Below are 22,296 nucleotides of genomic sequence, written 5' to 3' on the forward strand. Positions count from 1 at the left end.
CATTCGCTCAGGCGTGGCGTAGCGCGCGGTAGACCGCGGCGCCGACGAACGCGCCGAGTTCCTGTGGCGTCCAGCTTCCCTCGTCGGCGAGTAGGGCCCGCACCGCGCCTTCGCCCGCGGACACCCACTGTTCCACCAGCACGGGCAGCTTGCCTTCGGCGTCCTCGGTGCCCCACGCGCGCAGCGTGGGACGCAGCAGTTCGGCGCAGCGCTCGACCACGAGTGCGCGGCCGCGTCCGAACGAATCCGCCACGGCGGGATCGGGATTGCCGTACACCAGCCGCCACGCGTCGGGCCGACCCGCGGCCTTGGTCAGCAGCGCGCGGAAGCCTTCGACGAACACGGTTTCGTCCGCGTTCACCTCGCGCGGCGTCACCACCTCCAGTACCCCGCTGACCAGGTAGCTCTCTTCGCGCCGGATCAGCGCCTCGATCAGCTCGACGCGATCGGCGAAGCAGGCATACACCACCGGGCGCGTCACCTGCATCCGCTCTGCGATCGCGGCCATGGTGACCGCGGCGACGCCGTGCTCCACAGCGATTGCCAGCGCGATGTCGAGTACCTGTGGGCGGCGTCGCTCCGGGCCGAGATGCCGCGCCCGCCGCCGTATCTGTACGGCCGAATCGCTACCCATAACGACAACATATCAGCGCTGGTCGGGAGGGTACTGCCGGTCCGGTGGGAACGGAAATTCCGCCGTGCGTGGACGATGTCGCGGACAGCGCCGGAGGGTGCGGCCGGTAGGGTTGCGCCTAGATAACTCGATGTCAGTCGGTGAATTCGGCGATCACCGGTGCGTGGTCGCTGGCGCCCTTACCTTTTCGCTCCTCGCGGTCGACCATCGCGTCCGTCGCGGTGGCGGCCAAGGCAGGTGAGGCGAGGATGAAATCGATGCGCATGCCCTCTTTGCGTGGGAAACGCAGTTGGGTGTAGTCCCAATAGGTGTAGACGCCCGGCCCGGGGGCGAACGGCCGCATCACGTCCACGAACCCCGCGTCGACAACGGCGGAGAACGCCTCCCGTTCCCGCAGCGATGTGTGCGTCTTGTCGGCGAAGAACTCGACCGACCACACGTCGTCGTCGGTCGGCGCGATATTCCAGTCACCCACCAGCGCGATCTTCGCCTCCGGGTGCTCGGCCAGCCAGCGTGCGCCATTGTCCCGCAGCGCGGCAAGCCATTCCAGTTTGTACGCGTAATGCGGGTCGTCGAGGGTGCGGCCGTTGGGGACATACAAACTCCACACCCGGACGTCGCCGCAGGTCGCCCCGATCGCACGTGACTCGACCACCGGCGAGCTGATCAGCGTGTCGCCCGCGTCCTTGTCGAACCCCGGCTGGTTCGGAAAGGCGAATTCGACGTCGGTCAGGCCGACCCGGGATATGATCGCCACCCCGTTCCACTGGTTGATGCCGAGGTGGGCCACCTCGTAACCGAGTTCGTCGAACCGCTCGAACGGGAACTGGTCGTCGCGGCACTTGGTCTCCTGAATGGCCAGCACGTCGATGTCCTGGCGGTCCAGCCAGTCCGCGACACGGTCGAGTCGGGAGCGGATCGAATTGACGTTCCAGGTGGCGAGACGCACAGTGACCTTCCTTCATACGGGGTGACAGGTCCGTTCTACCGCGGGCCGCCGGGCTCGGCGTGTGCCGTCGGGCCGGCATAGCGGTAGCTGTGGTGCTCGACGAAGCCCAACTCGCGGTACATCGCGCGGGCGGCCGCGTTCGTCGCTTCCACCTGGAGGTAAGCGTGCGTCGCGCCGCGCGTGCTGCCCCAGCGGATAAGTTCGGCGCAGACCAGCGAGCCGAGCCCGTGTCTGCGGTGCCCGGGCGCGACGGCCACGCAGGTCAAGCCCACCCAGTGGCGTCCGTCCGGCGCGGTGGTCAGCGCGCCGCGGCCGATCGCGATGGGCCGCGGCAGGCCGAGCGAGGCGAAGCCGAGTTCGCCGTCGTGCACAGCGGTCAGTACCTCGCGAACGGGTGCGGAAACGTCCGATGCCGTGACAGCGTCATCGCCGCTACGGTGCAGTTCCAGCCAGTCGGTATCGGGTGCGGACGCGACACGCACCATCGAAGGACCCTGCGGCAGAACGAAATTGCCGATATCGATGGCCAGCACCAGTGTTTCCCGCCAACTGTGCCAGCCCGGCGGCACCACGGCGAGCCGATCGGGCACCGCGAGCTGAGCAGGCAGTCCGCGCGCGGCATACCACTCGCCGATCCGGCGCAGGGTGTCCGCCGCGGTGACGGCCGGTTGCCCGGAGCTGCCCAGCGGCACAGCGGAATTGGCACGACCGGTAAAGCCGCGGCCGGCCCGGAGCAGCCAACCGTCGATCCAGTCGTGCTCGACCCCCGGCCAGGCGTAGGCGGCGGCGGCCTCCAGCGCGCGGATCTCCTTGGTGCGAATCGGCCGCGCGCCGATGGCTTTCAGCGCGATCACCCGCTCCGGCGCCACCGAAACGAGCTGCCCGTCGGCGCCGCGCACGGTCGGCGGATCCAGCGCGACGAGTTCGCCGATCACGTCGGTCATCAGTTGCGGATAGCCCGCGGGCAGCTGGTAGCGCAGCACTACTCGGCGGCCGAGTGGAATGTCCGGACGCCCCACGCCGGGGTCAGTCGTCATGTCCGAAGGGATCGGGAACCGTGCCTGGCAGCCAACTCAGTCCGGGTGTGCCCCACCTGTTCCGCTTGATCGCCTTTTTCGCCGCCCGTTCGTTGCGGCCGATCAGCACATCCACATAGAGGAAACCGTCCAGGTGGCCGACCTCGTGCTGGAGCATGCGGGCGAAGAAGCCGTTGCCCTCCAGTTCGACCGGATCGCCGTGCTCGTCGGTACCGGTCACCCTGGCCCACTCGGCTCGGCCGGTCGGGAACAACTCGCCGGGGACCGACAGGCAGCCCTCTTCGTCGTCCTCCGGGTCGGGCATGGTCTCCGGGATCTGCGAGGTCTCCAGGACTGGGTTGATCACGGCGCCGCGTCGACGGGTCGCGCTGCCGTCGGCGGCGATATCGGGGCAGTCGTAGACGAATAGACGCAGCGCGACGCCCACCTGGTTGGCGGCCAGTCCGACACCGTGTGCCGCGTCGAGCGTCTCGTACATGTCCGCGATGAGCGGAGCCAATTCCTCCGGTGATTGGGTGACCTGCTCGGTCTTGTTGTGCAGAACCGGGTCGCCGACGATCACGATCGGGAGGATTGCCATGGGTCGATTATCGTCGTGCGGCCGCCGCACCAGCCGCGGGGGTGCCAGGATCGCCCGGACACACCTACCGGCAGGTAGTGAACACGCCGCGCTGCGAACGGGTGATTCACGGCGGTCATGGTTGAATGATCCGCGACGTACAAGCACCATTTTCGTCTGGTGGCTACTCGGCGAGGGAGCAAGATGGACGGCGCAGCGGCTCGGAATCTTTCCGCGATCCAAGACGGCCCTTCCGCGAGCGAAGATGCCACGGTGGGGATCTCGGCTCAGTCGGACGAGGATGACGGTCTGAGCCGTCGTGAGCACGACATCCTGGCCTTCGAGCGGCAGTGGTGGAAGTATGCGGGGGCCAAGGAAGAAGCCATCCGGGAACTGTTCGGCATGTCGCCGACTCGCTACTACCAGGTGCTCAACACGGTGGTCGACCGTCCCGAAGCGCTGGCTGTGGACCCGATGCTGGTGAAACGCCTGCGCAGGCTGCGCGCGAGCAGGCAGAAGGCCCGGGCTGCGCGTCGGCTCGGTTTCCAGGTGTAACGCCGGTGATGCGGACTCCGACCCGTGCTATGCGACTAGGCTCGAGCGGGTGAGCTACCCGAACCCCACCTCCGGTGGGCCACCGTTGCGTGCGCTGGCGATGGTGCTGATCGCGTTGGCCATTGTTTTCGCCGGCCTCGGCGCGATGTCGTTGTCGAATTCCGATGCTTCGGACACCGACGCCTCGGGAACCGGTTCCTCGGCGACCTCCAGCGCGGCCGCGGCACCGCAGGTGCCCGCGAATACGACGACGCCCAAGTCCAAGGACGCGACCGCCGCGGGCACGTCGTCGACCTCCGTATCCACGACTTCGGCGGCTCGCTCGGTGCCGGTGCGCGTACTCAACAACAGCTTGGTCGCCGGCCTCGCGGCCAAGACGGCGAGTCAGCTCTCCGAGAGCGGCTGGACGATCGCGGAAACCGGAAACTATCCCGGCACGACCATTCCGAAAACCACGGTGTATTACGGGACTTCGTCCGGGGACCGGGAGGCCGCCCAGGCCATCGCGACCGAACTCGGCGCGGCCGTCGCGCCGAAGTCGGACGCGATCGGCGACTCCGAACCGGGTGTGACAGTGATTGTCACGGGTAACTGACCAGTAGGACCGGCCCGATCGTAAACCGGGCCGGACCGACGTACGGCGGCACGCGGCCCTTGTCCGGGTGTGACATGGCGGCGTGGCATCATCTTGTCCGGTAACGAACGTGCCCACGCAGCATTACTCGTAAACTCGTTACTCGTAAAGGAGTTCTCCGATGGCCCCGTACACAACTCGTCGCCCGTCCTGGTGGACTGTGACCCCGGTGCTTGCGGTCGCGGTATTCGGCCTCACGGCCTGCTCGAACAGCCAGGAGTCGAGTAACGTCCAGGGAACGACTCCACCGGTATTCACGTCCTCGCCTGCCCCGGCGGGCGCGTCGGGGACCGAGCACGGCACCGCGAAACCCGAGGCCGGTGTGAACGTCGAACTGAAGGACCCGTCGGGCGCCGCGGTCGGCACCGCGAACTTCGCCGAGGACGGCAAACACCTGCGGGTCACCGTCGAGGCGCACGGGCTGCGCCCGGGCTTCCACGGCCTGCACATGCACCAGATGGGCAAGTGCGAGCCCAACTCGGTCGCGCCGAGCGGCGGCCCGGCCGGCAACTTCCTCTCGGCCGGCGGCCATCTGCAGGTCGGCGGCGCCAACGCGCACCCGGCCAGCGGTGATTTGACCTCGCTCGAGGTGCGCTCCGACGGCTCGGCCAACCTGGTCACCACCACCGACTCGGTCACGCTGTCCGACATCAAGGGCAAGGCCCTGATCATCCACGCCGACGCGGACAACTTCGGCAACATCCCCAACCGCTATACCCGCGCCGATGGCACCGCGGGCCCCGACGAGACGACGCTGGCGACCGGCGACGCGGGCGGTCGCATCGCCTGCGGCGTCATCCAGTAGCGCGGTGCCACATGGCCGGGGCAAGAATCGAACACGTTCCCTTCCAGGGCTCGCCCCGGCCCACCATCGGTGTGGAATGGGAAATCGCGCTCGTCGACAAGGTGAGCCGTGATCTGTCCAACACGGCTGCCGATGTCTTCGACGAGGTCGGAGATCTGCGCGCCTACGATGGCAAGCCGCAGGTCACCAAGGAGTTGCTGCGCAACACCGTGGAGCTGGTGACCGGGGTGCACGACACCGTCGGCGCGGCGGTCGACGATCTGACCGGCACGATGAACGCCGTCCGACATGCCGCCGACCGGCTCGGTGTCGACCTGTTCTGCGCGGGCACCCATCCGTTCGCGCAGTGGTCGGCCCAGCAGCTGACCCGCTCGGAGCACTACGACGAGCTGATCGAGCGCACCCAGTGGTGGGGTCGGCAGATGATGATCTGGGGCGTGCACGTGCATGTCGGAGTCTCCCACCGCGACAAGGTCTTTCCGATCCTGAACTCGCTGCTGCTGTCGTACCCGCATCTGCTCGCGCTGTCGGCATCCTCGCCGATGTGGTCCGGCTCGGACACCGGCTACGCCAGTAACCGGACATTGATGTTCCAGCAGTTGCCTACCGCCGGTCTGCCATTCCAGTTCGAAAACTGGACGCAGTTCGAGCATTTCGTGTACGACCAGCTCCGGACCGGCGTGTTCGAGCAACTCGGCGGCATGCACTGGGACATCAGACCCGCGCCGAAGTGGGGCACGATCGAAGTGCGGGTCTGCGATGGAATCTCCACTCGCGCCGAGCTGGCCGCCATGGCGTCGCTCATCCACTGCCTGATCGTCGACCTGGATCGCCGGGTCGAGAACGGCGAGACCCTGCCAACCCTTCCGCCCTGGCATGTGCAGGAGAACAAGTGGCGGGCTGCCCGCTACGGGCTGGATGCGATCATCATCACCGACGCCGACAGCAACGAGCGCCTGGTCACCGACGACCTGAACGACTTGCTGAACCGGCTGGAGCCGACGGCTGCGCGGCTCGGCTGCGCCGACGAACTGACGCTGGTCGCCGACATCCCCAAGCGGGGGGCATCCTACCAGCGGCAGCGCCGGGTCGCCGCGGCCTCGCAAGGCGATCTGATCGCGGTGGTGGACGCACTGGTCGACGAGCTGAACCAGTAGCCGCAGGTCGGCTGGCGTTCAGCTGGTCAGGGGGATGGCGTTCACCCTCCGTTTACTATGGTCGACGTGCTTGTCGAAGATCCGGGTTCCAGAGCAAGAAGCGTGGCGCCGCCGGGGCGCGCGCCGCGGGCCCGGGTGTGGGTCGCCGCCGCGATCGCCGCCGTGCCCGTTTTGCTGATCGCATTGCAGGTCATCGCGGTGTGGCAGCGCTTCGAAGGTCCGCTGGAGAGCCTCTGGCGAGATTACGTCGGCACGCCCAAATCCATGACGGTGCCGTGGGCCGGGTTGATTCTTGCGCTGGTGGGCATTTCGGCGCGGCGCCGGGTCGTTGCGCTGGGTGTCGCGGTGGCCATCGATGTGGTGTGGGCGAGCGGCCGGTTGGTGGCCGGTGAGCCGTTCGCGATCGGAAACGGACCGGTGATCGTACTCACCGCGCTGGCGCTGGTGGCCTGGCTGCGCTGGTCGGGCGCCGAACGACGCAACGCGCTGTCTGCGGCCGCGCTCGGCGCCCTGCTCATGCTGGCTACCAAGGTCGGTGACGTGTGGTTGCACGTCACCGTGCTCAGCAGACCGACAGTGCTCGATGAATACGTCATCCTGGCCGACCACGCGCTCGGCGACCCGTCCTGGGTGCTCGGCCGGGCGATCGACGCACTGGGGCCTGTCGTCTACGCGGTACTGCACTGGGTCTACATCGAGCTACCAGTGGCGGCGATCGTCGTAGCAGTGTGGCAACTGCGGCGGGTCGTGCCCTCGGGCCGGTGGCCGACGCATTATCTGGTGCGCACGTTCCTGATACTCGGTTTGGTCGGCCCGATCGTCTACCTACTTTTCCCGGTGGTCGGCCCGATGTTCGCATTCGGACCGGACGGACACGGATTACAACTGGGGAATTATTGGCCGGGAGTGGTGCCGCCGATCGACCGGAATCCGATTCCGCTGCCGTTCGACACGGCGACGCCGCGCAACTGTATGCCGTCCATGCATACCGCCTGGGCGCTGTCGGTGTTTTTGCACACACGCCGCGACACCGACGGCGGGGCCGCACCGGGCTGGATTCGCTGGGGCGGCACGTTCTGGCTGCTCGCCACCCTGGCCGCGACTTTGGGTTTCGGCTATCACTACGGCGTCGACCTGGTCGCGGGCGCGGTGCTGTGCCTGACCGTCGAGTCGGCACTGCGTGCGCCGGAGCAGGGTTGGGGGTGGGGCCGCATCCGGCTGGTCGTAGGCGGCGTGATGGTGTTGGCCGTCCTGCTGCTGTCCTACCGCTACCTCGCCGTCCTGATGGCCGAGTACCCGGTGCTGGCGGGCACGGTTGTACTCGGGCTGCTCGCCGGTCTGGCGTCGGTGTTCCACGCGACGTGGTTCGCGGGCGGTCGGGTGGTGCAGCAGCCCGGGCGGGAAGTCCTGTCCGCCCTGCGCTGAAGGTCGTCAGTCGACCTTGTCATCGCGCAGTTCGTTGACGCGCAGCAGCCAGCCTGCCCCGGTCACCAGCAGGGGCTGGATCGTCGCTCTCCGGCTGACCCCCTGCTCGGCGCTGTGGCCGATGAGCAGGAACGACAGTACGGTGGTCGCTTCCTAGAGGACGCCGAGCAGCAGCATGTTATCGCTGGTGACCAGCCCGAACATCGCGCCGGCGAAGCCGACCAGTTGGGCGGCGAACAGGCTTTGCCCTGGCTCGTCGTGGTCGAAGTACCTGGCGCAGTACATCAGAACCAGCGCGCCGATTCCGAGTACCAGTGCGGCCAGCACGGCGGTGAACACGTCGCAGCGCAGATCGATGCCCAGGCCAGGTGAACTCGCTGTAGGCCAACTGACTTCGCGATCACCCAGCCCAGGCAGCTGAGCGGGACCAGCGCGAGCGGGTAGAAAGCGTTGCGCCCCAGTGCCCGCACCCACAGCGGCGGCGCAAGCAGGGCAGCTGCGCCATGAGCGAGCAGGTTTGCATAGCAAACTGCACTCCGTCGGGTAGCGGCAGCGGCGTGTTCGGGGCGATCTACGTGGAGCCCGGGTTTCAACGGGACTGGCGTGTGTCGCTCCGACGGAATGCCGCCCTCGAAGCTATATGTCCGCTAACGGTTCGCTCTCGGATTGCCCATTCGCGTTCGGATTGCTCCGCGGTCGCAACTTGCGCAGTGCGAAGAGTCCGATCGCGCTGCCGATGACAATGGCCAGTGCGGTGCGCCCCGGTGTCGAGTCATGCATCGCGACGTCGTCGCGCCACTCCTTGTTCCTGGCCGGTAGCACCGAAACGGCCGAAGGAAGGTAGAGCGCGGCGATCGCCAGTACGCCGCTCGGCGCGGAGCGTGGGCGTGCGGTGCCGCAGCAGTAGCCGGCCGTCACCGCGATGGCGGCGCTGATCGCCGCGAAACCGACCCGGCTGGCTGCTGTCGAGGTGACCAGTGCGAAGGCCACGATGCCGGTGACGAGCAGGATGGCGAGGGCAACCGAGGGTAGTTGGGCGCTGAATACCACGCCGAACGCGGTCAGCGCGATGAGCACCAACAGACTCCACCCCGGCCGGGCCTCGTAGCCCACGGCGTCGACGGCGGCGCTGAGACTGATGGCCAGATACACACCGACGCCGTCGCGGCCGGGCAGCAACATGGCCGCGACGGTCGCGGCGACGATCGTCGCCGCGACTACGATTCCGATCTCGACCGCGTGGCTCTCATCCGGCGCTTTGGTGTATTGGCGGCCGAGCCATTCGCTACCCGCGAGCACCACCAATGCCAACACCATGGCCGCGAGAATTGGAGTGATCGGCAGCTCGACCGCGACCTCCGGCGTGGTCGCCTTTACGGTCCGCGTCATGTTGCGCAGGGTGCTCAACACCAGGAGTATGACGGCCAGCCCGATCGACCAGCGCGGCGGGGTCTCCAACACGGAGTACGGATCCCGGGCGATGCCGAGCAACTCGGCGAGATCGCCGAAAACGAGAATTCCGACCCCGCCGACCGCGAACGCCACGGCGAGCAGTGGCCTGCGCAGTGCCACGGCGCCCAACGCGCCGAGCAATACCGCGCCGCACACCGAGTCGATGTAGTTCTGAGTGGTGAGCAGGTCGGCCGAGGCAGCATCGGGTACCGCGAAGTGGTTGATCATCTGTCCGGTCGCGCCGGTCAAGGCCGTCGCCCACCCCGTCACCGCTCGGGTTGTGGTGGTGACCAGCACCGCTACCGCGACGGCGACGATCACGCCGATCGTGGCGCCGCGTGGGCCGCTGTTCATCAGGCTGGATATCCGGTACGGCGTCGACTGACTCATGCTGTCGACGGTGACCGGCAGGAACAGCGTCACACTCGCGACCACGGCTCCGAGGAAGGCCGTTGCCGCGTCGACCGTCTCGCCGATCCTGCGCATGATTGTCGAAGATACCTGCGCTGATGGCGGGACCTCGTGATTGCCGCTGATTCGCCACTGCATGTCGAAGGCGTGAAAACGCCAGAAAACTGTTATTTACGGGCCGTTCGCCGATGCCTCGGCGTTAGGACGGGGGAGTGTCGTTCCCCGTCGCCTGCCGGCGAGTCTGCGCGTACCGGCGGAGCGCGTCGACCTGCACCGGGTCGAGCGAGGGCCGCACCGCCGCCTCGGCGGCGGCCACATCGTCCGCGGTGACGTCGGCCGCGTCCATGTTCCGCCGCATCGCGGCAAGCGCGGCCTCGCGCAGCAGTGCGGTGCAGTCGGCGGCGGAATAGCCATCCAGGTCACGCGCCAGTACGGCCAGGTCGACGTCGTCGGCCAGCGGCACCGCACGGGCCACCGTGCGCAGGATCTCCTGCCGCGCGGCCGCGTCCGGCGGTGGCACGAAGACCAACCGTTCCAGCCTGCCCGGTCGCAGCAGCGCCGAGTCGATCAGCTCCGGCCGGTTGGTCGCGCCGAGCACCACGACGTCGCGCAGCGGTTCCACGCCATCGAGTTCGGTGAGCAACGCGGCGACCACTCGGTCGCCGACGCCGGAGTCGGTGCTCTGGCCGCGGCGCGGAGCCAGCGCGTCCAGCTCGTCGAGAAAGATCAGCGAAGGCGCGGAATCGCGCGCACGCTGGAATAATTCGCGCACCGCGCGCTCCGACGAGCCGACCCACTTGTCCATCAGCTCGGCGCCCTTCACCGCGTGCACGCTGAGCTGGCCGCTGCCGGCGAGCGCACGCACCAGGAAGGTCTTGCCGCAGCCTGGCGGACCGTAGAGCAGCACGCCACGCGGCGGGTCGATGCCGAGGCGGGCGAACGAATCCGGATGACGCAGCGGCCACAACACCGCTTCGGTGAGCGCCTGTCTGGTCTCCGCCATATCGCCGACATCGTCGAGTGCGAGACTGCCAATGGCGAGTTCCTCCATGCCCGAGCGCGACAGCGGCCGGATCACCGCGAGCGCGCCGAGTAGATCAGGCTGGGTGAGTTGCGGGTCGCCGTGTTCTTTACTGGCCCGCGACGCCGCCCGCAGCGCCGCCTCCCGGCACAGCGCGGCCAGATCGGACACCACGAATCCAGGGGTGCGCGCGGTGATCTCGTCGAGCGCCAGTTCCCCGGTCGGTACCCGGCGCAGCAGTTGCTCCAGCAGTGCCTTGCGCACGGCGACGGTGGGGAGCGGCAGCGTGAGTTCGCGATCGCACAGGTCAGGCGCCCGTAGTCGCGCGTCGACCTGAGCCGGGTGCGCCGTGGTCGCCAGGAACGCGACGCACGGTTCGGCGACCGCGGCGCGCAGTTGGTCGAGGATGAGCGTCGCCACCGGCTCGGCGTTCGCGGGCAGCAGCGCGTCGATATCGGTGATCAGCAGAATGCCACCCTGGCCGGAGCAGATATCGGCCACGGCCTGGGCGACTTCGCGCAGCCGCGCACCGCTCTCGGCCGCGCCGACGGTGGGGCCGTCCAACTCGACGATGCGGCGGGGCGCCGTGACGGCGCGCGCCAACGTGGCTTTGCCGACGCCCGCTGGCCCGGTGATCAGCACGCCGAGATGCGGTGTCGCACCGAGTATCCGCAGCAACTCCGGCTCGTCCAGGGCGAGGCTGAGCCACTCGCCCAGTTTCGCGGCCTGGCTGTGCATGCCCGCCAGATCCTCGACCGTGATGCTCGGCGCCATGTCCCTGGTCGGCGCGCTCCTGCCTCCTGGCGCGCCATTGGTGCCGGCCGCGGTGCCGAACACGGCGGCTTCGGTGGCGCCGCGCGAGGGTTCCCCGGCCGGTATCGGCGTCCCGGCCTGTGCCAGGTCGGCGGCGTCCCGCGCGGCGACCACGCTCGCGCCCCAGACGACCGCGCTGTTGGGCTGCACGCTCACCGGTCCACGCGGATCGGTGGCGGTGACAGTGAGCAACTCGGTGGTCCACGCGATGCCGAAGGTCCGCGAAAGTGCCTGGGTGGCTGCCGAGGAACTGATGTCGGGGCCGAGGTCGCGCGGCAACAGGGAGACCGCGTCGCCCACCGTGACCACCTTGCCGAGCAGCGCCTGCCGCAGTGTCGCGGCCGGGATGGTGCGGGTCGCGTGGACCGATCCGCTCACCGAGATCTGTTTGGCGCCGTATACCGTCTCGGGCGCGACGATGACCTGCGCGTCCTCGCGCAACCCAGCGTTCGACAGAGTGACGTCGTCGAGCAGGGCGATCGCGGCGGGTGTTCCCTTCGGCGCGACACCGGCCACCGCGGCCGTGCGCCGCGACCCCACCAGTGTGATGCCGTCCCACTCCCGTAGTCCGAGCGCGGTCAGCGCCTCCGGATGCAGCCGCACGACCCCACGGCGGGCATCGGCGGCGGACGGATTCAGTCGAGCGGTGAGCGCCAGTTCTGCCACTGTGCCATTCTGCCGCGTGCGGCCGCGATGGGTAAGTGGCCTGCGGCGTCGGCTGCGATCGGGCCAGGTCGTGCTCGGCGGTGCGGTCACCGGAGTGAGGGGGAATTGTCCGTCTTGTCATTGGATCGTGGTCGTCACGCAACCGCGAACACGGAGGTATTTCCGGGTGCCACCGGTATCAGTTGTCGGCGGGGGCGCCGTCGATGCCGGGTTCGGCGATCGGTCGCAGAGTCGGCCAACTTCGCACATGCTGTCGGCAGCGCGCTCTGCCTGTTCGATTCACCTGGTGCGAGGGCGTGAACATCCTGGTCGATCGGATCTGGGCGATTTGTCGGCTAACACGGAATCCGGGTGTCAGGCGCGATCCGCGCGCGGTTCCGGCACGGGGGAAGCATTCTGCGCCAAGGGCCTAACGGACGTTGTACAGTCTGCGGGCGGCCGGTCCACAGGGGGACGGCCATTGCTGGAGGGGACCTGATATGAAATCTATAAAGTTCAGTGCTGCCGTCCTGCTGCCGATCGCGGCCGTCAGCATCGCGGCGGCAACTGTGCAGGCGCAGCCGCTGATCGCCGATCAGCACGCGTCCGTCGGTGCCGACACGCACCAGGACGGACCGATACCGGCGACGTCCCTCGACAGTCGGTCGGGCGCGGCCACGACGTCGCAGGCCATCGCCGCGACCGCTGATCGAGCCGAGTCGATCGCCGCGGGCGCACCGGCGGATATCGCGACCGACCCGAACGCGGAGAACCCCGATCCGGTCGCCAACGGTGCGGCTGTCGGTGCGGGAATCGGGGCGGTTCTCGGCGGCGTCAGCGGCGCTATCTCGGGTCTGCCGCTGTTCATTGTCGGAGCGATTCCGCTCGGCGCGCTCGGCGCCGTCTACGGCGCGATCAGCGGGGCTGTCATCGGTGCCATCGTCGGTGCGATCGTGCCGACGGAGGTGCCCCAGGTGCTGCCCTGATCGCGAGGTGAACACCCCGAGCCGGACGGCGGGTAGTGGAACTACGCGCTACCCGCCCGGTAGGGCCACTGTGCGGAACAACATCCCGAGCCACGGACCGTTGAGCAGTTGCGGTCGAACGACGGAAGTCGAAGGTCGACTCGGCGAATTCGTCCTCGACCTCTCTGTTGCGGCATGTGGCCGATGCTCTCGATGAGATGGACCCGGGCGTTTGGTTACCCGGTGTGCGTCCTCGAGCTCCTCATCAGCAGAAGGCGGTCACTATCGCCCCAGCCGATCAGCGTCGGACGCGGATGGCTGGACACATCGACCAACAACTTTTTCGTCATTCGGGTCTGATGCTGGTGCCAAAGACCTGAGAGGTCACGTGCGGAATCACACCAGCGGTGTGCCGCGCGATCTTCAGGGCGTGATCTATCCGCTCTTCGGTCGCCAACGACTGGTCGAGATACAGCAGCCGTTCCGTCATCCGGGCGCTTGCGCGTGTGGTGTCGACCCCGCCTCCCGCGACGATATCGTCGAGCAGTTCGGCGGTAGCGCCGCGATCGCTCAGGTCGGCTTCGTAAAACTGCTTGGGGAAGTCCGACGGTGTCGCAACCCACGCGACAAGTCCAGCGGAACCGAATCACATGAGCGCAGCTGCGGCACCGAGTCGTTCAGTCGCGCATCATCGGCGGACCGACCGGGGTGGTGCGTGCCCATCGAGCGGGCGGGTCATCGCCCGCCCCGGCTACTTTTCGACGATTCCGGCGGCCACTGCGACCGATGTGTCCGCCACACTCGGCGACAGGCAGACCAGCTTGGCCGTGCCGAGGGCCACGTTCGGACTGCCCTCGAACGGACTGCCCGGGTTTTCCGCGAGGATCTGCTCGATCAGCGCCTTCTCACCGTCGCTGTCGAGCTTCTTGTACTCGCCGCAGGTGGTGCTGGACGCGGGCCCGAGCGAAGGGTCGCTCTGCTTCGTCGTGGTGGTTGTCTCCGGCTCGGCGCTCGACGCCACGGTGGTGGCGATCGTCGTGCGCGCGGCGGCGGTGGTGGTGCTCGACGAGCCCGTGTGTTGTCCGTGCGCGTTGGAGGGCTCGTCCTGCCCGCTGCAACCTGCCAACAGGAAACCCACCGTCCCGATGGCCAGGACGATGACGGAAGTTCGCTTCATACCGTACTTTCCCCGGTGGATCGTGGTGCCGGAGCCTCCGGCGCGTTCGGTGCAGCGTACCGGGTGAGAGTTCGGTTCAGTGCAGGCGTGCCTGCCAGTCCTCGGGAACGCGGGCATGCGGGCCGGGCACGCCTTGGTCGGCGGGGTGGCTGTGCGGCGGGGTCAATGCCGGTCCGCCGCCGTACATTTCCTCGGTCTGGAAGTTGTAGAACCAGTCCTCGCCCGGCTCGAAGCTTTGGATGAACGGATGCCCGGTGTCCTTCGCGTGTTTGGTGGCGTGCTGCTCAGGCGAGCTATCGCAGCAGCCGATGTGCCCGCACTGAGCGCAGCGGCGCAGGTGAAACCACCAGCCCTGGTTCGCTTCGCATTCCTGACAACCGGGACCACTCGGCGGTGTCCCGGGATCGATGCCCTCGAGTTGCTCTGTCATTACTGCCCTCCCGTATTCGATTCCGGTTCGGCCTGATTCTCCTCGGGCTTGTGCAGCGGCAACCAGACCGTGAACCTGGTGTCGCCCGGCTCGGAGGACACACTGATGTCGCCGCCGTGCTTGTTCACCACGATCCGGAACGAGATGTCCAGGCCGAGTCCCGTGCCCTCGCCCATCGGCTTGGTGGTGAAGAACGGTTCGAAGATCCGTCCCCGCGTGTCCTGCGGGATGCCGGGCCCGGTATCGCCGATCACCACCACCGCACAGTCGTTCTCGTGCCGGGTGCCTATGGTCAAGATGCCCGCACCGTTCATCGCGTACACGGCGTTGTCGATCAGGTTGGTCCACACCTGGTTCAGCTCGGCCGCGTAGCAGGGAACCAGCGGCAGACTCCGGTCGTAGTCCTTGACCACCCGCACCCCGTCGCCGAGCTTGCCGCTGAGCATCACCAAGGTGCTGTCCAGCAGTTCGTGGATGTCGACCACCTGGAACGGCGCCCGGTCCATCTGTGAGTATTGCTTGGCGGCGTCGACCAGCGAGGAGATGCGCGTCGTCGAGTCGCCGATCTCGTTCATCAGCAACTCGGTCTCGATGGTGTAGTTCAGCCATCGGATCGCGCCTTGGAAAACCTGCTCCGGTGCATCATCCAAGGTGGCGGCCACTCGTTCGAGCCAGTCCGTGTCGAAACCGGCCTGCACGAAGTTCGGCGCGAGGTCCCAGCCGTCGGGGATGCCGTGCTCCTCCAGCCAGTCGCCGAGCAGGTCCTCGCGGTCGGCTGCCTCCATCGGCGTGAGTTCCGGTGCCTTCGCGACCTGGGCGGCCGCCTCCTCCTGCAGGCGCACCAGGGGGCCGAGAGTTTCCGGGGCGAACTTGCCCTCGGCCATCATGGCCAGCTTGTGCCGCATGCCCGCGACCCGCTCGCGCAGACCCGCGGTGGCGCGTACCGCGGCCGCGGCCGGGTTGTTCAGTTCGTGGGTGAGGCCCGCCGAGAGCGAACCGAGCGCGAGCAGCCGCTCGCGCTCGCCGATCCGCGCGTTGATCTTTCTGCTGCCGAAGAACAGACCTTCCAGCAGGTGCACCGCCATCGGAAACCACTCGTGCATCATCGTGGCGAAGACGGTCGCGTCGATCACGAAGAACCGCGACGGCCTCGTCACCGACATCGAGTTGTCGTAGATCTGCTCGACCTTGTCACCGATATACGACATCCAGGCGCCCGAATAGGCACCGTGGTGTTCGGTGCGCACCAGTTCGACCTCGGCGCCGCCGGACTGCTTGGTGAGTACCAATTCCCCGTCCATCAGCACGTAGAAGCAGGTGGCCGGGTCCCCTTCGCGGAAGACAAGTCCGGGCTCGATGGTCTCGACCCGACCGTCGGCGCACAGCCATTCCAGCTGCTCGTCGTTCAGCTTCTCGAACAGGAACAGGGCGCGCAACTCGGCCGGGTCGCACACCAGTCGGCTGCGGCGGTCCGCGGTCTGGTTCGAAGTCATTGTCAGCCTCCTGATTACGCGAGATACCGGTGCACGAGCATGACCGCCATCGCGCCCTCACCAACGGCGGAGGCAACGCGTTTGGCGGAATCGGCGTGCACGTCGCCTGCCACGAACACGCCTGGCACGCTCGTTTCGAGATGATGCGGCGGGCGCGGCAGTTCCCAGCCCGCGGGACGGGCGCCGTCGACGAGGAGGTCCGGCCCCGCGAGCACGTAGCCAGCGCGGTCACGGGTGACCACGCCGTCGAGCCAGTCGGTCTGCGGCGCGGCGCCGATGAATACGAACAGCCGCTCCGCGTCGGCCTTCTCCTCGGCCCCGGTCCTGTTGTCACGAAGCACGATCTGCTGTAGATGGTCACCGCCGTCGGCGGCGATCAACTCGGTGTCGGTATGCACGTGGATATTCGGGATCTGTTCGATCTGCTGGATCAGATAGTGCGACATGGAATGCTCCAGCGAGGCGGCCCGAACCACCAAATTCACGGCACGCGCGTTGCGCGAGAGAAACACCGCGGCCTGACCGGCGGAGTTCGCGCCACCCACGATGTAGACGTCGTGGTCGGCGCACTCGGATGCCTCGGTCATCGCTGAGCCGTAGTACACCCCGCGTCCGGTGAAGTCGTCGACGCCGGATGCCGGGTGGCGGCGGTAGTCGACACCGGTCGCGATGATCACGGTGTGGGCGCACAGCCTGCCGCCATCGGCGAACCGCACCGTGCGCGCGGACCCGTTCACCTCCAGCCCGACCACTTCGCGGGTGGTGATCACCTCGGCGCCGAATTTGGCGGCCTGCCTGCGCGCCCGGTCGGCCAGCTGTGCGCCGGACAGGCCGTCGGGGAAGCCGAGGTAGTTCTCGATGCGGGAACTCTGTCCGGCCTGCCCGCCGGTCGCGGTCCGCTCGACCAGCACGGTGCGCAGGCCCTCGGAGGCGCCGTACACCGCCGCGCCCAGCCCGGCGGGACCGCCGCCGACCACGATCAGGTCATAGAACTCGCCCGCGGGATTGACCGTGAGGCCGACGTTTTCGGCCAGCTCGCTGTCGGTGGGCTGTACCAGCGCCTCGCCCGCCGCGGTGATCACCACCGGACAGCGTTCCGGATCGGCCCCCGCCGCCTCCAACAGTCGCGCCCCCTCGGGCTCGTCGGCCAGGTACCAGCGGTAGGGCAGCTGGTTTCGGGCGAGGAACTCGCGCACCTCCGATGAGCGCGGCGACCAGCGGTTGCCGATCACCTTGGTTTCGGTCACCGGCCGGTGCTCGCTGCTACGCCATGCGTCGAGCAGGCCGTCCAGCACCGGGTACAGTTTCTCCTCCGGCGGATCCCACGGCTTGAGTAGATAGTGGTCGAGGTCGACGACGTTGATCGCGTTGATCGCGGCGTTGGTGTCCGCGTAGGCGGTCAACAGCACGCGGCGGGCATATGGGTGCAGGTCCATTGCCTGCTCCAGGAACTCGATGCCGTCCATGCCCGGCATCCGATAGTCGGCGATCAGTACCGCGACCGGCTGACCTCGCAATTTCATTTCGCGCAGCGCGTCGAGCGCCTGGGGCCCTGATTCCGCACGCAGAATCCGGTAATCGGCCCCATAACGGCGGCGCAGATCGCGCACCACCGCCCGGGAAACCCCCGGATCGTCGTCGACGCTCAGGATGGCCGGTTTCGGAGTAGCGGGTGAAGTCACCTGACGAGTATGAGCCTCGACCCGCGGGTCTGTCGTGGTCGTTCGCTCACGGCTCAGAGCCGATGATGGATGACGAGATCGAGTTCGGTCGGGGTGAGCAGTCGCTCCAGTCGTTCTTCTTGGGCAACCGTACGGGGGTTGCGGGGCGAAGATGATGTGCTGCGGGCCGTTCGCCCGTCTTCGGATTCGGTAGCGGGAAGAAGCGGAACCGGGTCCGCGGGCCGACGATGCAACAAGGAGCGAAGTTTCACGGCCGATCACCTCACATTGGGACGCTGAAAGTTGGAGGAGGCAGTGCCTGATGCTTCATCTATCTATCATTGTGCGCCGACCATTACACCGATCGGTACCTATCGCGTAGAAATGTGGCGCAACTGTCTTTCCAATTAAGCGGCAACTGTCTCCCTGATTAAATGGGCGGGACTCGTCGAAGGCGCTCGGATGGCTTCTGGTCGCTCCGTCGCATGAATCCCGGAGGCAGCGTTGCCGAAGAATCTCGAAGTCACCGTCGATATCGCCGCGTCGCCGGAGCGGGTGTGGGCGGTGGTGTCCGACCTCACACGAATGCCGGAGTTCAGTCCGCAGTGCGTGCGTATGGTGGCACTCGGCTCGATCAGGGCAGGCACCTGGACGATCAATCTCAACCGCGACGGCATGAAGTACTGGCCGACCACCGCGCGCATCCTTCGCTACGAGCCCGGCCGGGCCTTCGCCTTCCGGATCAACGAGAACCGCAGTGTGTGGAGTTACCTGCTGGAGCCCACCGAGACCGGTACCCGGCTGATCGAACGTCGAGACATGCCCAACGGCACCACCTGGGTCTCGCGCCGGGCGATCGACGCGGCGCTCGGTGGCGAGCAGCCGTTCGAGGAGGCGCTGCTGCGCGGCATGACCCGGACACTCGACAACATCAAGCTCGCGGTCGAGGCGTACGCCTAGGTGTTCGGCGGGCACTGAGTGCCCCTTCCTCGCGGGCGACGAGTGAAAGGCCCCTTTCACTACACCTGGCGACGCGCACAGACCTTCGGTCTACGTTGCCGCCCGTAGCACCTATTTCGACGCAGAGTCGATGTGGGACTGCAGGATCCCGTCTACTCCCCGGAGGAACGAATCGCAGATCTCACCCGAGCCTGACAGGCACCCCGAGGTCATCGCACCATCTCGCAGCAACACGAAGTGTCGGCCCGCGAACTCCGGCCGCGTGTCACCGGCCTGCGCGAACAAGTCCGTGACAAGGCTGAGGAACCATTCACGATGAGTGAGGACGGCCTGATGCACGGGGTGTTCGGGGTCCGGGTACTCCGCTACAGCGTTGAGGAAGGCGCATCCGCGGAAGCGGTCGGACTGGATGCCCTCGACGATCGACTCGGCGACGGCGCGCAGGGCATCAAGGGCCGACGGGTTGCCTGCGACGGCTTTCTCGACCCCTGCGCGATCCATCTCATGGACGCCCTGCAGGTATGCGACGACAAGGTCATCCTTGCCGGGAAAATGTCGGTACAGCGTGGCGCGGGTGACCTTCGCTTCCGCGATGATCCGGTCGATCCCTACAGCGTGCAGACCTTCTGAGTAGAAGAGCCAGGTGGCCGTCGCGAGCAGCCTTGACCGCGCTTCGGATACCTGGCCCCCAGTGGTGTGCCCCATCTGTTCGAGTGTAATGGATAGAACGATCGGTACCTCTGCATGAGTCCATGCCCGCCCGAGTGGATAGAACGTTCGGTCCACGATAAGCTCTTGCGATACCGATCGTTCTATCCACCTAGGGCTATCTGTTGCCAAGCAATCTGAATCGTCGAAAGAGAGATCCGATGTCCATCGATGCCACCGGTGCCGGCACTATTGCCGATCCCTTCAGCAGTGCCATGGGGCTGCGCAACCTGTACTACGCCCGCTTCGGTTTCGCCGCCGTCTGGGCAGTTTTCATCGCACTGGCGGCTCCGGCGCTTCCCTCGGCCGGCGTGGTTGCCTTGTTGGTGATCTATCCATTGTTCGACGTGGCGGCGGCGGTGATCGATTACCGCGTCTCGGGCACTGACGGTCCCAGAAGGGCGCTGTACGTGAACATGGTGTTGAGCCTGGCCGCCGCTGCCGGACTGGGCACCGTATTCGCCTCCGGAATTTCCAACGTACTGCGGGTGTGGGGCGTTTGGGCCATCACCGCGGGTATCGTGCAGCTGTTGGTCGCGATCTTGCGCTACCGGCTCGGCGGTCAGTGGGCGATGATCCTCAGCGGTGGGATCTCGGTCTTGGCGGGCGGAAGCTTCATTCTGCAGGCCAGCGGGCCCAATGCCTCGCTCGGACAGGTCGTCGGGTATGCGACGGTGGGCGGCATATTCTTTCTGATCTCGGCGATTCGTTTGCACCGGGTAGTCAAGGCGCAGTGACATGCTGAACGGGAGCGTAGTTTCCATCGTTGATATTGCCGTCGTCGGTGCCAGGCCGGGAGTCTGGTCGTCACAACCGGCTGGTGGTGGAGGCGATGTTGTATCGACTGAGGGTCGCCGGTCCGTGGCGGGATCTGCTGGAGGTGTTCGGGAAGTGGCGGACAGTGTGGAAGCGGCATCGCCGCTACGCCGCTGATGCGACCTGGGATCGGGTGTGGACCGCGTTGCCGACGTTGGCCGATACCGCCGGTGATCTGGACTGGGTGGCCTGCGTCGATTCCACGATCGTGCGGGTCCACCAGCACGCTGCCGACGACAAACTCGCCTACTGCTACCGCGCCGGGGTGGTGATGGCGCTGATTGTCGAAGGGCTCAGATCATTGAGAGATAGAACATTGAGAGATAGTACCTAGCGCTACTGCCCGGCGTGGTGCCTCGATCGAGGACGACTCGTCGGGCATTCGCCTTCGCCGACGCAGGTGCCGAGCATTCGGGAGTCTCGACCGAGTGCTACTGCCAATTCGGCAAGCTCACAACCTGTGCCGCATAGGACAGGCCCGCGCCGAACGCGATGAGTAACGCCCGATCGCCTGGCTTCGACTCGCCTTTACGCAGCAGCGCCTCCATAGCGAGTGGGATCGAGGCGGCCGAAGTGTTGCCCGTCTCCTCGATGTCATTGGCCAGCGCGCAGTCCTTGGGCAGTTTCAGCACTCGGGCCATGATTTCGATGATCCGCCCGTTCGCCTGATGTGGAATCATCGCGTTCAGGTCGTCGGTGGACAGTCCGGCGCGGTCGATCGCGTCGCGGCAGACCTTTTCCAACGAGTGCGCGGCCCAACGGAATACCGCCGTGCCCTCCATGGTCAGGTAGGGGCGGACCGCGTCGAGACCCTTCTCCTCGAGCTCGGCGAAGTACTCCATCCAGTCCTTGTCCTGCCGGATGGCGTGGTGCTGGGTGCCGTCCGAACCCCAAACCGTGGGGCCGATGCCTTGCTCGTCGGAGGGGCCGACGATGACGGCACCCGCCCCGTCGGCGAAGAGGAACGCGGTGGAGCGGTCGGCCGGGTTGACCGTGTTGGTCAGCTTCTCCACCCCAATCACCAGGACATGCCCGGCGGTACCGGCCCGGATCAGGTCGGAGGCCAGTGCGAGCGAGTGACAGAAGCCTGCACAGCCCGCTGAGATGTCGAACGCGGCGGCGCCGTTCATCCCGAGTTCGGTGGCGATGCGCGGGGCCGCGGCTGGCGTCAGCAGGAGATGTGTCGAGGTAGCAACGATCACGCAATCGACCTGGTCGACCTCGAGGCCCGCAGCGGCCAGTGCGTCGCGGGCAGCCGCGACGCTCATGCTCTGAATCGTCTCCGATTCGTCGGCGAACCGTCTGGTCTTGATTCCCGACCTGGTCTGGATCCACTCGTCGGTCGAGCCGATCGGGCCTGCCACCTCATCATTGGTGACCACTCGAGCTGGGCGGTATACGCCGAGCCCGAGGATCGCCGTGTGCTCTGCCCCGGTGGTCTGGGCGATTCGAGCAGCCATGTGCGTCTCCTATGTACCTGCGGCGGCGCCGCCGGGGTGTCCCCGAAGCATCGAAATCGGTTCCCTCATCAGCCACTGCCCGCGGAGCGGTTAGACATGAGGCTTCCTCATATTAGCCCGAAAGTCGCTCATGTGGCGTGCGTATTCTCACAATCGCCGGGTATATCGATGGAGCACGTCGTTGCACGTCGCGGCGTGGACTCCAACTAGTGATTCGAGGACACCATGCTCGGACTCGGGATTATCGGGTGGATCATCATCGGTGGTCTGGCCGGATGGATTGCCAGCAAGTTCATGAAGACGGACGCCCAACAAGGCATCCTCTTGAACATCGTCGTCGGCGTGGTCGGTGGCCTGCTAGGCGGGTTCCTCCTGAAGGTGCTCGGCGTCGACGTCGAGGGTGGCGGCCTCTGGTTCAGTTTCTTCACTTGTCTCGGGGGCGCGGTGATTCTGTTGTTCCTGTTCAAGCTGGTCACTGGGAGTAGAGTCAGGTCCTGAGGCCACGTGCCACAGGCTCCCTTCCCGTAAG

The 22,296-nt window shown here is 66.8% G+C and carries 23 protein-coding genes and 1 pseudogene; 10 read left to right on the plus strand and 14 right to left on the minus strand.

Annotated features, from left to right (window positions below; translation table 11 throughout):
• Positions 1–7 precede the first annotated feature (7 nt).
• The 4 genes from AB0C34_RS10685 to AB0C34_RS10700 form a co-directional block, all read right to left on the minus strand.
• Positions 8–634 (minus strand): TetR/AcrR family transcriptional regulator, encoded by a 627-nt coding sequence (locus tag AB0C34_RS10685; protein ID WP_357069710.1) that lies wholly within the window; start codon positions 632–634, stop codon positions 8–10.
• Between the two features lie 133 nt (positions 635–767).
• Complete coding sequence (locus AB0C34_RS10690; protein ID WP_357069712.1) at positions 768–1,583, minus strand: exodeoxyribonuclease III; 816 nt, start codon at positions 1,581–1,583, stop codon at positions 768–770.
• 35 nt (positions 1,584–1,618) lie between these two features.
• Complete coding sequence (locus tag AB0C34_RS10695) at positions 1,619–2,620, minus strand: GNAT family N-acetyltransferase (RefSeq protein ID WP_357069714.1); 1,002 nt, start codon at positions 2,618–2,620, stop codon at positions 1,619–1,621.
• A complete protein-coding gene (locus AB0C34_RS10700; RefSeq protein ID WP_357069715.1) occupies positions 2,610–3,200 on the minus strand; it encodes a peptide deformylase in 591 nt (196 codons plus the stop codon). The genes AB0C34_RS10695 and AB0C34_RS10700 overlap by 11 nt, the downstream gene beginning before the upstream one ends.
• A gap of 183 nt (positions 3,201–3,383) precedes the next feature.
• Between AB0C34_RS10700 and AB0C34_RS10705 the strand changes: the two genes are divergently transcribed.
• From AB0C34_RS10705 to AB0C34_RS10725, 5 genes are all read left to right on the plus strand, one after another.
• Positions 3,384–3,734, plus strand: a complete 351-nt coding sequence (locus tag AB0C34_RS10705) for a DUF3263 domain-containing protein (protein WP_357069717.1) — start codon at positions 3,384–3,386, stop codon at positions 3,732–3,734.
• A 49-nt stretch (positions 3,735–3,783) separates the two neighbouring features.
• Positions 3,784–4,329, plus strand: coding sequence for a LytR C-terminal domain-containing protein (locus AB0C34_RS10710; protein ID WP_357069719.1), 546 nt, complete (start codon positions 3,784–3,786; stop codon positions 4,327–4,329).
• A gap of 160 nt (positions 4,330–4,489) precedes the next feature.
• Entirely contained in the window at positions 4,490–5,173 is a 684-nt protein-coding gene (locus tag AB0C34_RS10715) for a superoxide dismutase family protein (protein WP_357069721.1), read from the plus strand.
• A gap of 11 nt (positions 5,174–5,184) precedes the next feature.
• Positions 5,185–6,330, plus strand: a complete 1,146-nt coding sequence (locus AB0C34_RS10720; protein WP_357069723.1) for a glutamate--cysteine ligase — start codon at positions 5,185–5,187, stop codon at positions 6,328–6,330.
• Between the two features lie 57 nt (positions 6,331–6,387).
• On the plus strand, positions 6,388–7,755 hold the full coding sequence (locus tag AB0C34_RS10725) for a DUF5933 domain-containing protein (RefSeq protein ID WP_357069725.1): 1,368 nt from the start codon (positions 6,388–6,390) through the stop codon (positions 7,753–7,755).
• A 45-nt stretch (positions 7,756–7,800) separates the two neighbouring features.
• Here AB0C34_RS10725 and AB0C34_RS10730 read toward each other — a convergent pair.
• The 3 genes and pseudogenes from AB0C34_RS10730 to AB0C34_RS10740 all read right to left on the minus strand — a co-directional run.
• A pseudogene (locus AB0C34_RS10730) lies at positions 7,801–8,270 on the minus strand (Na+/H+ antiporter subunit A); the annotation flags it as partial.
• A gap of 121 nt (positions 8,271–8,391) precedes the next feature.
• Positions 8,392–9,693, minus strand: a complete 1,302-nt coding sequence (locus AB0C34_RS10735; protein WP_357069727.1) for a hypothetical protein — start codon at positions 9,691–9,693, stop codon at positions 8,392–8,394.
• 124 nt (positions 9,694–9,817) lie between these two features.
• On the minus strand, positions 9,818–12,118 hold the full coding sequence (locus AB0C34_RS10740; protein WP_357069729.1) for an AAA family ATPase: 2,301 nt from the start codon (positions 12,116–12,118) through the stop codon (positions 9,818–9,820).
• Between the two features lie 479 nt (positions 12,119–12,597).
• On the opposite strand from AB0C34_RS10740, the gene AB0C34_RS10745 reads away from it, so the two are divergent.
• Positions 12,598–13,083, plus strand: coding sequence for a hypothetical protein (locus tag AB0C34_RS10745; RefSeq protein ID WP_357069731.1), 486 nt, complete (start codon positions 12,598–12,600; stop codon positions 13,081–13,083).
• Between the two features lie 730 nt (positions 13,084–13,813).
• Here the strand turns inward: AB0C34_RS10745 and AB0C34_RS10750 are convergent.
• The 5 genes from AB0C34_RS10750 to AB0C34_RS10770 form a co-directional block, all read right to left on the minus strand.
• A complete protein-coding gene (locus AB0C34_RS10750; protein WP_357069733.1) occupies positions 13,814–14,239 on the minus strand; it encodes a hypothetical protein in 426 nt (141 codons plus the stop codon).
• 76 nt (positions 14,240–14,315) lie between these two features.
• Entirely contained in the window at positions 14,316–14,669 is a 354-nt protein-coding gene (locus AB0C34_RS10755; protein ID WP_357069735.1) for a UBP-type zinc finger domain-containing protein, read from the minus strand.
• A complete protein-coding gene (locus AB0C34_RS10760) occupies positions 14,669–16,162 on the minus strand; it encodes an ATP-binding protein (protein ID WP_357069737.1) in 1,494 nt (497 codons plus the stop codon). The genes AB0C34_RS10755 and AB0C34_RS10760 overlap by 1 nt, the downstream gene beginning before the upstream one ends.
• Before the next feature lie 14 nt (positions 16,163–16,176).
• Positions 16,177–17,844 carry an FAD-dependent oxidoreductase gene (locus AB0C34_RS10765; RefSeq protein ID WP_357069739.1) on the minus strand — a complete coding sequence of 556 codons (1,668 nt, stop codon included), beginning with the start codon at positions 17,842–17,844 and terminating at the stop codon, positions 16,177–16,179.
• 53 nt (positions 17,845–17,897) lie between these two features.
• Complete coding sequence (locus AB0C34_RS10770; RefSeq protein WP_357069741.1) at positions 17,898–18,095, minus strand: hypothetical protein; 198 nt, start codon at positions 18,093–18,095, stop codon at positions 17,898–17,900.
• A 232-nt stretch (positions 18,096–18,327) separates the two neighbouring features.
• Here AB0C34_RS10770 and AB0C34_RS10775 point away from each other — a divergent pair, with 232 nt between their 5' ends.
• Entirely contained in the window at positions 18,328–18,783 is a 456-nt protein-coding gene (locus AB0C34_RS10775; protein ID WP_357069743.1) for an SRPBCC family protein, read from the plus strand.
• Between the two features lie 111 nt (positions 18,784–18,894).
• Here the strand turns inward: AB0C34_RS10775 and AB0C34_RS10780 are convergent, their stop codons facing one another.
• Positions 18,895–19,488 carry a TetR/AcrR family transcriptional regulator gene (locus AB0C34_RS10780; protein WP_357069745.1) on the minus strand — a complete coding sequence of 198 codons (594 nt, stop codon included), beginning with the start codon at positions 19,486–19,488 and terminating at the stop codon, positions 18,895–18,897.
• Between the two features lie 164 nt (positions 19,489–19,652).
• Between AB0C34_RS10780 and AB0C34_RS10785 the strand changes: the two genes are divergently transcribed.
• Both AB0C34_RS10785 and AB0C34_RS10790 read left to right on the plus strand, forming a co-directional pair.
• On the plus strand, positions 19,653–20,228 hold the full coding sequence (locus AB0C34_RS10785) for a hypothetical protein (RefSeq protein WP_357069747.1): 576 nt from the start codon (positions 19,653–19,655) through the stop codon (positions 20,226–20,228).
• A 47-nt stretch (positions 20,229–20,275) separates the two neighbouring features.
• Positions 20,276–20,641, plus strand: a complete 366-nt coding sequence (locus tag AB0C34_RS10790; protein WP_357070135.1) for a transposase — start codon at positions 20,276–20,278, stop codon at positions 20,639–20,641.
• Positions 20,642–20,738: 97 nt separating this feature from the next.
• Here AB0C34_RS10790 and AB0C34_RS10795 read toward each other — a convergent pair whose 3' ends face one another.
• Positions 20,739–21,767: a beta-ketoacyl-ACP synthase III gene (locus AB0C34_RS10795; protein ID WP_357069749.1), complete on the minus strand. Its 1,029-nt coding sequence runs from the start codon at positions 21,765–21,767 to the stop codon at positions 20,739–20,741.
• A 225-nt stretch (positions 21,768–21,992) separates the two neighbouring features.
• On the opposite strand from AB0C34_RS10795, the gene AB0C34_RS10800 reads away from it, so the two are divergent.
• Positions 21,993–22,265 carry a GlsB/YeaQ/YmgE family stress response membrane protein gene (locus tag AB0C34_RS10800; protein WP_357069751.1) on the plus strand — a complete coding sequence of 91 codons (273 nt, stop codon included), beginning with the start codon at positions 21,993–21,995 and terminating at the stop codon, positions 22,263–22,265.
• The last annotated feature ends 31 nt before the right edge of the window (positions 22,266–22,296 follow it).

Source organism: Nocardia sp. NPDC049220 (assembly GCF_040647855.1).
Taxonomy (GTDB): domain Bacteria; phylum Actinomycetota; class Actinomycetes; order Mycobacteriales; family Mycobacteriaceae; genus Nocardia.